The sequence below is a fragment of the Asticcacaulis sp. W401b genome (assembly GCF_046503825.1).
Classification (GTDB): domain Bacteria; phylum Pseudomonadota; class Alphaproteobacteria; order Caulobacterales; family Caulobacteraceae; genus Asticcacaulis.
In genome coordinates, this window is the sequence record NZ_JBKFEE010000016.1 from 54,338 (window position 1) to 62,998 (window position 8,661).

4 protein-coding genes are annotated in these 8,661 nt (G+C 58.9%); all 4 read left to right on the forward strand.

Annotation, left to right across the window (positions count from 1 at the left end):
• Positions 1–723 precede the first annotated feature (723 nt).
• Complete coding sequence (locus ACK8OE_RS18405) at positions 724–996, forward strand: toprim domain-containing protein (protein ID WP_410273792.1); 273 nt, start codon at positions 724–726, stop codon at positions 994–996.
• A 584-nt stretch (positions 997–1,580) separates the two neighbouring features.
• Complete coding sequence (locus ACK8OE_RS18410) at positions 1,581–3,623, forward strand: ParB/RepB/Spo0J family partition protein (RefSeq protein WP_410273789.1); 2,043 nt, start codon at positions 1,581–1,583, stop codon at positions 3,621–3,623.
• A 132-nt stretch (positions 3,624–3,755) separates the two neighbouring features.
• Positions 3,756–7,985, forward strand: coding sequence for a strawberry notch-like NTP hydrolase domain-containing protein (locus ACK8OE_RS18415; RefSeq protein WP_410273790.1), 4,230 nt, complete (start codon positions 3,756–3,758; stop codon positions 7,983–7,985).
• A gap of 100 nt (positions 7,986–8,085) precedes the next feature.
• The coding region (locus tag ACK8OE_RS18420) for an ArdC-like ssDNA-binding domain-containing protein (RefSeq protein WP_410273791.1) at positions 8,086–8,661 on the forward strand (576 nt) is incomplete at its 3' end.

Below are 8,661 nucleotides of genomic sequence, written 5' to 3' on the forward strand. Positions count from 1 at the left end.
AGTGGTTCGTGAGGGCCACCATATCCGGCCGCTTTGATACGGACGTTATCCCCACATCATTTTGACCAAAGACGGAGAAAGGGATGACCTCGTGGATTACAGGAGGTCAAAGTGCATAGCATCGTACAGAAGCTTGGCGGTGAAGTTTACAGCGGTGGGAATAGAGCCATGATTCCCGGACCCGGTCACAGCCCATCCGACAGATCAGTATCGCTTCTACTGACCGCAAACGGGAAGGTTCGGGTACATGCATTCAGCGACCACGATTGGCGCGAAATCATGGATTGGCTTAGGGCAGAAGACCTAGTGACCAGCGATCACCGATTAATCGGTGGATATGGCGGTTGCAAGCCCTCACGGGCCGGTCCAACGGACCAGGATAAACTAGCTGCGGCAACGACCATATGGGGGAGGGGATACGCTATCAGTAATACGCTATCCGAGCGGTGGCTCACTTCGCAAAGGCGAGTCGCACGGTCCCTACAGTCAGGTGCTTTCCGCCATTGCCCAGACACCCCCCTTCGAGCCTATAGACCGAGCTATGGCACCGGACGCCCTGCTTTCTTGGCACAGGTTACAGACCGGGATGGCCGCCATACGGGAACCGAAATCACGTATCTCGACGCAGCTGGCCGAAAGGACATGCGCCTGCAAATCCCGCGAAAGCTCATTGGCAGCAAACCCCCCGGCGGCGCCGTGCGCATCGATCCCTCCGACACTGAGATGGTCGTCGCTGAGGGTATCCCTTCGGCATTGTCAGCAAGCCAATTCTTCAGCCTGCCTTGCCACGCGCTACTTGGCGTGAAATCCTTCCCATACTGGCGCCCGCCACAGGGAGTGAGACACATCGTCATCGCCGCCGAACCAGGGAAGGCTGGGGAACTATGCTCCGGCCGTCTGCACCAGGCCTTGATCGATGAGGGATACGCCTGTCGCCGGGAGTTCCCGCCGAAGGGTTTTAGTGATTTCAACGCATTCTATGGTGGGTATGGATGACAATTATGCGCATTTTAATGCCTGAGGACGAATTACAGGGAACAGGGGAGGGCCTGGTCCCATTGCTCCCTGCTGACATGCGGCTGCGGCCCCTGCCGTCCGTACCCGTCGAGACCCAAAACCGCTTACGGTGCGACCTGTCGTACCTTCATCTGGCCGGTCTCGTGTGCGTTTATGGCAATGTCCCAGACGACGTACACCTCTCACCAGTGCTGGATGGGCGTCAGGCCGGTCCACTCCGCTTCAGGCTCTACATGATGTGCGCCAGCGATGATCCGCGTTCACTCGAATGGATTGAAGCCGCGCGTGCCGGGCTTGATCACTGGTGCGAGGCAGGGTTCGATGATCCATTTGAGGTTGTCCAACCGGCGTGCGGGCTTATCCAGTCACCGTATCCGCTTCAGCCCTTCTCAGCGCTTCGCCGTCACTACCTTACGCGCCTGCAAGAAAAGGGGTGTCGAGAGATGTTCCATCGCCTGAACAGGCACGCTTTTGGACCAACTGGTCTTTAAAAGAAGGGGAAAGGGCTTTTCGGGATGGATCAGAACTGAGGATGGGCCTCAGTCGATCCGGGAACCCTGAAAATGACCACTATCGCCTCCAAACAGGCCATCGTCCTCTCGCTTTCTCAACTCGTGATCTCCGATCTCAATCTTCGCGCCCATGACGGTGCCGATGACCAAATCCCTGACTTGGCCGCAACACTTGCACCGGGCGCCGCGGGCCAGCTAATCCCGTTGTTTGTAAAACCCGCTGCTATCGAGGCCACCTTCGAGGTTCTGGACGGACGTCGTCGCTACCTCGCCTGGTCGTCACTGCTGGAGGCCGGCACGATCGACGGTAGCCATCCGGTTCTGGCCATTCTCTGCGAGACCGAGGACGAGGTCGCGCAGGCGGTCGTCATTGCCAATGCGATGCGCAAGGAAATCCAGTATGCCGACATCCTTCTGACCCTCAACCGGCTGCTGTCGGAGCGATATGGCTTGGAAGAGATCGCCAAATCGCTCGGCATGGAGGTCAAAGAGATCAGAAAGATGTCTGCGCTTGCACAACTCGACAACCGGATACTGGCGGCCTTCAAGCAACAGCGCTTTCGCCTGAGCCTCCTGAGGCAGATCGCTCGCATCAGGGACGTTGAGCGGATTGAAGCACTGATCGAGATGCTCGAAGACTCCGAAGGGCCTATCCAGGAGTACAATATCCGCGAGTTCCTCGACGATGACGGCGTGTTTGCCACGGACGCCGTTCTGCGGGCGTTTCCGATTTCAGCCTATCTCGACAAGGGCGGGCGTATCGAACAGGACCTGTTCGAAGAGCATCCGGATAAAATTCTTGATCCCAAAATCCTGGGCGATCTCTGGAAAAGTGCCATGAAACCTGTGCTGAAGGCGCTGAAGATGTCCGGGTTATCGGTCGATTTCGCGGTGAACCTGCCTTACGCCGATCCGGTCGGCTTTCGTGACCTGGCATGGGACTTTAAGCGCCAGAGCGAAGGCGACAAGAACCGTGTGGCGGAACTGAAGGCCGAAGTCGAGTTACTCAAGGCGGACCTGAAGGTGGCAGGGGAGGGCGGTCAGCACGCTGAATTCATCACCCTCTCCAAAGCATTTGCCGCAAAATCCCTTGAGCTGTTCAACGAAGAGGCACACCCTCTTGTTGCCAAGGCCTGTAAGGCCTCCCTCGGCGCGCTTGGTCACGTGAAAGTGCAGTTTTATGTCGACGCGACCGAGTATGCGGCCTTCATGGAGCGCAATGACGGTGCTGAGGAGGATGGTTCCCGGACTTACAGCTATGGGCCGACCTTCGACACGACGCCCTTACCCAAAACCAACCTACGCCCCGATGTCACGCTCTATGGACACGCCCATCATCTCAGGACAACCACACTGGCTGGTCGCGCACTTGCCCGCAGCCTGGTCGAGACGCCTATGGTTGCGCTGGATGTTCAATTATCCGCACAGTTTCAGCAGGTGGTCCTCGGACGCACTCACGATGCGGGCAAGTACGTGCTGAAGGTCTGCGCCAGCGTTCGGGCGACGGAGTTCAAGGAGGTAGAGAACCCGCTTCTGGTGCCTGTGAAAGAGCGACTGGACGCATATAAGGCGCAATACGACGAAAGCGGTCTGCATCCATTCGAGTGGATATCGACCCTGACGCCTGTCGAAAAGCTCGACCTTCTCGGCCACATTACCGCCATCCAAATCGACATGACCGAGCTTAAGACCGACTATGTCCGGCAAGAAGCCAGAGCAGAGGCCATCCTGATCGCCCGCACGATCGGGCACGACTTCAAAACCCACATGGCTGTTGAGCCTGATTATTACGTCGCCTTCTCCAAAAAGGCATTGCTGGCGATACTGGTTAAAATGGGCCTTGATCCTGAAGAATACACTCACCTCAAACGCGGACAGTTGGCTGAAGCGGTCTACGATCTGGCGCATGAGCGCGGCTATGTCCCGCCGGCGCTGAATTTCCACGAGGACGACTATTTTGAACTGACTTCCCCGAACGACGACAGCGAGGTGGACGACGAGGTGGACACTGACGCGCCGCCGCCCGTGGATGAGTCCGGTGAGGATAGCGACGCTCCAGATGTCGTAGAGGAAGTGCCACCCATGGCTGCATGACGGAAGCCCCCGCAAGGGGGCTTTTTCAATTCTGTGAGAGCGGTAGCCGCGCGCACTCCCATTCAAAGAAGGGGGAAAGGGACTGTTGGAGTGGACGCCCGAGGATACGGGCCAGCACGAAAGGACATTCCGATGACACTCTCACTCTTTGCCGCCGCTACCCCTAAATTCAGCGAAGCCGCGGCCATTCTCGGCGCCGGGCGTTCTGTTTACCCGTCCCTCACCCGGGGACGAAAAATCGAAGTCAATCTGATGCGCGACGTCATGACCTTCGCGTTCGGCGGCACTGACGCAGACGGCCATTGGTCATGGAAGCAGGCCTACGAGGCTATCGAGGTGGCGCAGGTCATCAATGCACGGCGTATCGCGTCTCAAATTGGACGTCTCGAAGACGCACCCATCGAGACTATCCGCCTGTTGGCCTCCTACACCTCATTGGGCATGACCCAAAGCCGCCGTTCGGAAGAACAGGTGGAGATGGACCAGTTCTCTACGCCCCTGGAAATTGCCGCCCTTGCCGTGCTCGCGGCGCAGACCCGGACAGGCGACCTTGTTCTGGAACCCTCTGCTGGCAACGGCATGCTTGCCGTAATCGCCGAAGCTACTGGCGCGAAGCTCCATCTGAACGAACTCGCCGACAATCGCCACGGCACCCTGAAAGGACTTTTCCCCCAGGCAGGGCACTCGGCGTTTGACGCCCGTCATCTCAAGGACCGTCTGGACCTGTCCGGCCGCTTCGACGCCGTGGTCATGAATCCGCCCTTCAGCGGTCTTGATGATCACTTACGGGCTGCACTGGCGACGCTGGCCGATAATGGACGTGTCTCAGCTATCGTTCCGGCGGGCTATCTGACGAGCAAAGACATGTCGAAGCTGGCCGCCGACTTCCAGGTCCACTGCCGCCTCGTTCTGCCCGCCAATGCTTTCTACAAGCACGGAACGAGCGTTGACACGGGGCTACTGGTTATTGACAGAGCCCCCCCAGAACATGGTCTTCCGGACATCGTCCTGACGGAGACCCTTGAGCAAGCGATTTCGGCTGTAGCCGCCTTGTCCGCCCGGCGAAACGCCAAGCCCCGTATGTTCCGTGCCGCGGCACCCGCGGTCACTGATACCCCGTCGCTGAAGCCGCTTGCGTCAGGCCGCCTCCGGCTGCTCGCTAGCGTTGCCGAATTGACCTATCAGCCGAAAGCCTGGTCGGGCCAGACCCGAGACGTTGGGCTTTATTCGGCTTATCAGGTATCGAGGTTCACACCAGATCGCGATCGTCCGCATCCGGCGACACTGGTCGAATCCTCAGCCATGGCAACGACACCCGCCCCCGAAGTGACCTATGTTCCGCGCTTACCTGCACCGGCGCTGGCCAGCCACATTTCGGAGGCCCAGCTTGAGGTCGTTATCTATGCCGGTCAGGCGCATTCAAAGACCCTGCCCGGCCGCTGGAAGATCGACGATGATGGCCAGGGCTTCTCACCTTTGAAAGATGATGATGAGACGGGGTTCCAACTGCGGCAAGGCTTCTACCTTGGCGATGGGACGGGCGTAGGGAAGGGGACCTCCGTATCGGCAGTGATTGCTGAAAACATGGCGCAGGGCCGGGTGAAGGCCGTCTGGGTGTCGAAGAACGATACCTTGATCGAAGACGCCCGTCGTGACTGGTTGTCGGTCGGCGGAGACGCCCATGATATCGTCGGCCTGTCGACCTACAAGTTCGGCGCCGCCATACGTATGGATCGGGGTATCTTGTTCACGACCTACGCCACGCTTCGACAGGCGGCGAGAAATGGCAAAAAATCGCGCCTCGAACAGGTTGTCGAATGGCTCGGCGAGGATTTCGACGGGGCCCTGGTCTTCGACGAAAGCCACGAAATGGCGAATGCTGCTTCGGGCAAGGGATCACGCGGGGTGAAGAAGGCGTCGCAACAAGGGCTGGCCGGGCTTCTCCTGCAGTACCGCGTTCCCAATGCCCGCGTCATGTATGTGTCCGCCACGGGGGCAACCGAACCCGCCAATCTGTCCTACGCCCCCCGCCTTGGCCTTTGGGGCAGCACTCAGGCGCCATTCCTATCACGGGAAGAGTTCATGAAGGCCGCGGACGATGGCGGGATCGCGTTCATGGAGTTGGTCGCACGGGAGTTGAAGGCCAAGGGGCTCTACTTGGCGCGGATGATCAGTTTCGAGGGCATAGACATTGATCCCCTCCGACACCCCCTTACGGAGCAGGACATAGAGATCTGGGATGCCTGGGCGGGTGCCTTCCATATGATCCACCGCAATCTTGATAAAGCTTTGGAAGCCACGAACATCGTCGGCGCCGAAGGAACGAATTCAGGACAGCACAAGGCTGCTGCCAAATCCGCCTTCGCGTCGACCAGCCAACGTTTCTTCAATGCTCTTCTCTGCGGCCTGAAAGCGCCCTCCATAATCAAAGACATGGATGCGCAAATCGAAGCGGGGAACGCCTGCGTGGTGCAGCTGATCTCGACCAACGAGGCATCGATGGAGCGGCGGCTGAATGAGGTGTCGCCGTCGGAATGGAACGATCTGAACATCGATCTCACCCCGCGAGACTTTGTGACGGAATACCTCTCGAACGCCTTCCCGGTTCACGCGATGAAGGAAGAGGAGGACGAGGAAGGGAACAAAACGGTCAAGCCGCTACTGGATGAAGAGGGGAGGGCCGTAATGTCCCAAGAGGCCCTAGCATTGCGCGAAGAGGCATTACTGTCTCTTGCGCTGCTTCCGGCGGTGCCAGGCGCCCTCGATGCTATCATCCACCACTTCGGGACGGACAAGGTCGCTGAGGTCACCGGCCGATCCCGCCGCGTCGTGATGAAAAACGGAAAGCAGGTGCTGGAGCGCCGTGGCTCCACCGCCAACAAGGCCGAGACGGATGCCTTCAACAACGGCGAAAAGCTCATCCTGTGTTTCACTGCGGCGGGCGGGACCGGCCGAAGCTATCATGCAGATCGGCGCTTCGCGAACCAGCGTCGACGCTGCCAGTATCTCGCGGAGCCGGGCTGGCGTGCCGATGTCGCCATTCAGGGGATCGGTCGAACCCACAGGACCAATCAGGTCCATGCGCCCATATTCCGTCCGGTGACGACCGACATCAAGGGTGAAAAGCGGTTCCTCAGCACCATTGCTCGCCGCTTGGACAGCCTTGGGGCTCTGTCTAAAGGTGAGCGGCGCTCCACCTCGAACGGCATGTTTAAGGCCGAGGACAGTCTGGAGAACGCCTTCGCGCGCCGGGCTCTGGTTTCCTTCTTCCAGGCGATGGATCTGGGCCAGATCGAGTGCATGGGGCTCGCAGAATTCGAAGATAAGACAGCTCTTCAGCTTCGCGATGGGGAGGGGGTCTTGAAATCAGCCGAGGATCTGCCCCCGATCTCTACCTTCCTCAATCGACTTCTGGCTCAGCGGATTGCCGATCAGAATGCCCTGTTTGAGGCCTTTGAGACCCGGCTGCGCGGCATTATTGAGAAGGCGGAAGCCGCAGGCACCATCGACAATGGCGTTGAGGATCTGGTGGCTGACGAACTGGAGTTGATCCAGAGCCAGGTAGTCCGCGTCGATGAAACCGGTGCAGAGACCCAGATGATCGAATTCAAGGTTCGTCATAAACGAGAGCTATACGATCTCGACTATGCCAAGGGCGTCATTCGTAGCAACTCCCGCAACGCACTGCCCATCATAAACAGCAAGTCGAACCGTACGGGACTGTTGGTGACGGGTCTGACGACGACCGATGACAAGGACCTCCTCGTGCCGGCGGTTAGAATTTACCGGCCTGACGGTACGCGAACCCTTGTGCCACTGGCGGCCTACGAGGAATCGAGCTGGCAAGAGGTCGAGCTGGCCGCCTGGGAGACAGCGTGGACCGCTGAATATGACGGCCTCGATCCGTGGGACACCAACCGGCTCTTTCTGGTCTCAGGCCTTCTCCTTCCGGTGTGGAAGCACCTGTCGAAGGGCTATACGCGGGTCAAGCGTCTTAAGTCGCCATCTGGGGAGCGGTGGCTTGGCCGTATCCTCAACGAGGCCGAGGCGATCGCCTTCCTTCGCGTCCTGGGACATGATGTCAGTCGCTCGATGCCAAGCACCGCCAGCCGGTGTCGCGAACTGGTGATGGACGCTAAGGCATCGCTGTCTCTGTCGCCGGGTCTGCATCTCAAGGCCGTGCGCTTCATGGGCCAGAAGCGGCTGGAGGTGGCTGGCAATCGATCTGAATTCCCGACCCTCCGCTCCCTGGGATGCGTAATCGAGCTGCTCCACGGCGTCGCGCGCGTCTTTGTTCCGGCGAACGACGACGTCCTGACGAGGATCATTCAGAAGTACCCTGTGACGGAGGTGTGCATGTAGTCGGAATAGGCGGGGGTAACCCCGCCCTTTTTGCGGGAAAGGCAAAGGAAGGGCTTGGAAGGTCGCCCCTCGGAAGGAGGGAATGCAAGGAGACCTACCGATGAAGCCAAACGCACTTGATAACCTGCTCGCCCAACTGATCGACCGTATGGATAAGGGTGAACTGCCGTGGCGTCAGCCGTGGAAGAACCGAGGTCAGCCGCAACTGCCGACCCGCTCGGATGGCCAACCCTTCTCCGGAACCAACCTCTGGCTGCTCGCCATGCAGATGGCTATGAATGGTTGGGCTAACCCCCGTTTCTATACCTTCAAGCAGGCCGAGGGGCTGGGTGGCATGGTCCGCAAAGGCGAGAAGGGCTGCCCGGCCATCCTCTATCGCCAAACCGAAGTCGATCGGGACGGTGACGACGATCCCAAGATTTTACGGTTCCTGAAGAGCTATGTGTGCTTCAACGCTGAACAGATCGACGGCCTGCCCGCAGAACTCTACGCCGTCCCTGAGCCGATGAGGGTTGATCCGGATGCCGTCAACGCGTTCTTTCGGGGCATTGACTTCAATCTGCTGCACAAAGGGGATATGGCCTTCTATAATCCAGAGGCCGACCAGATCGTTATGCCCAGTCCCGATCAGTTTGAGGACCACGATCACTACAATAGTACGCTCGGGCATGAACTT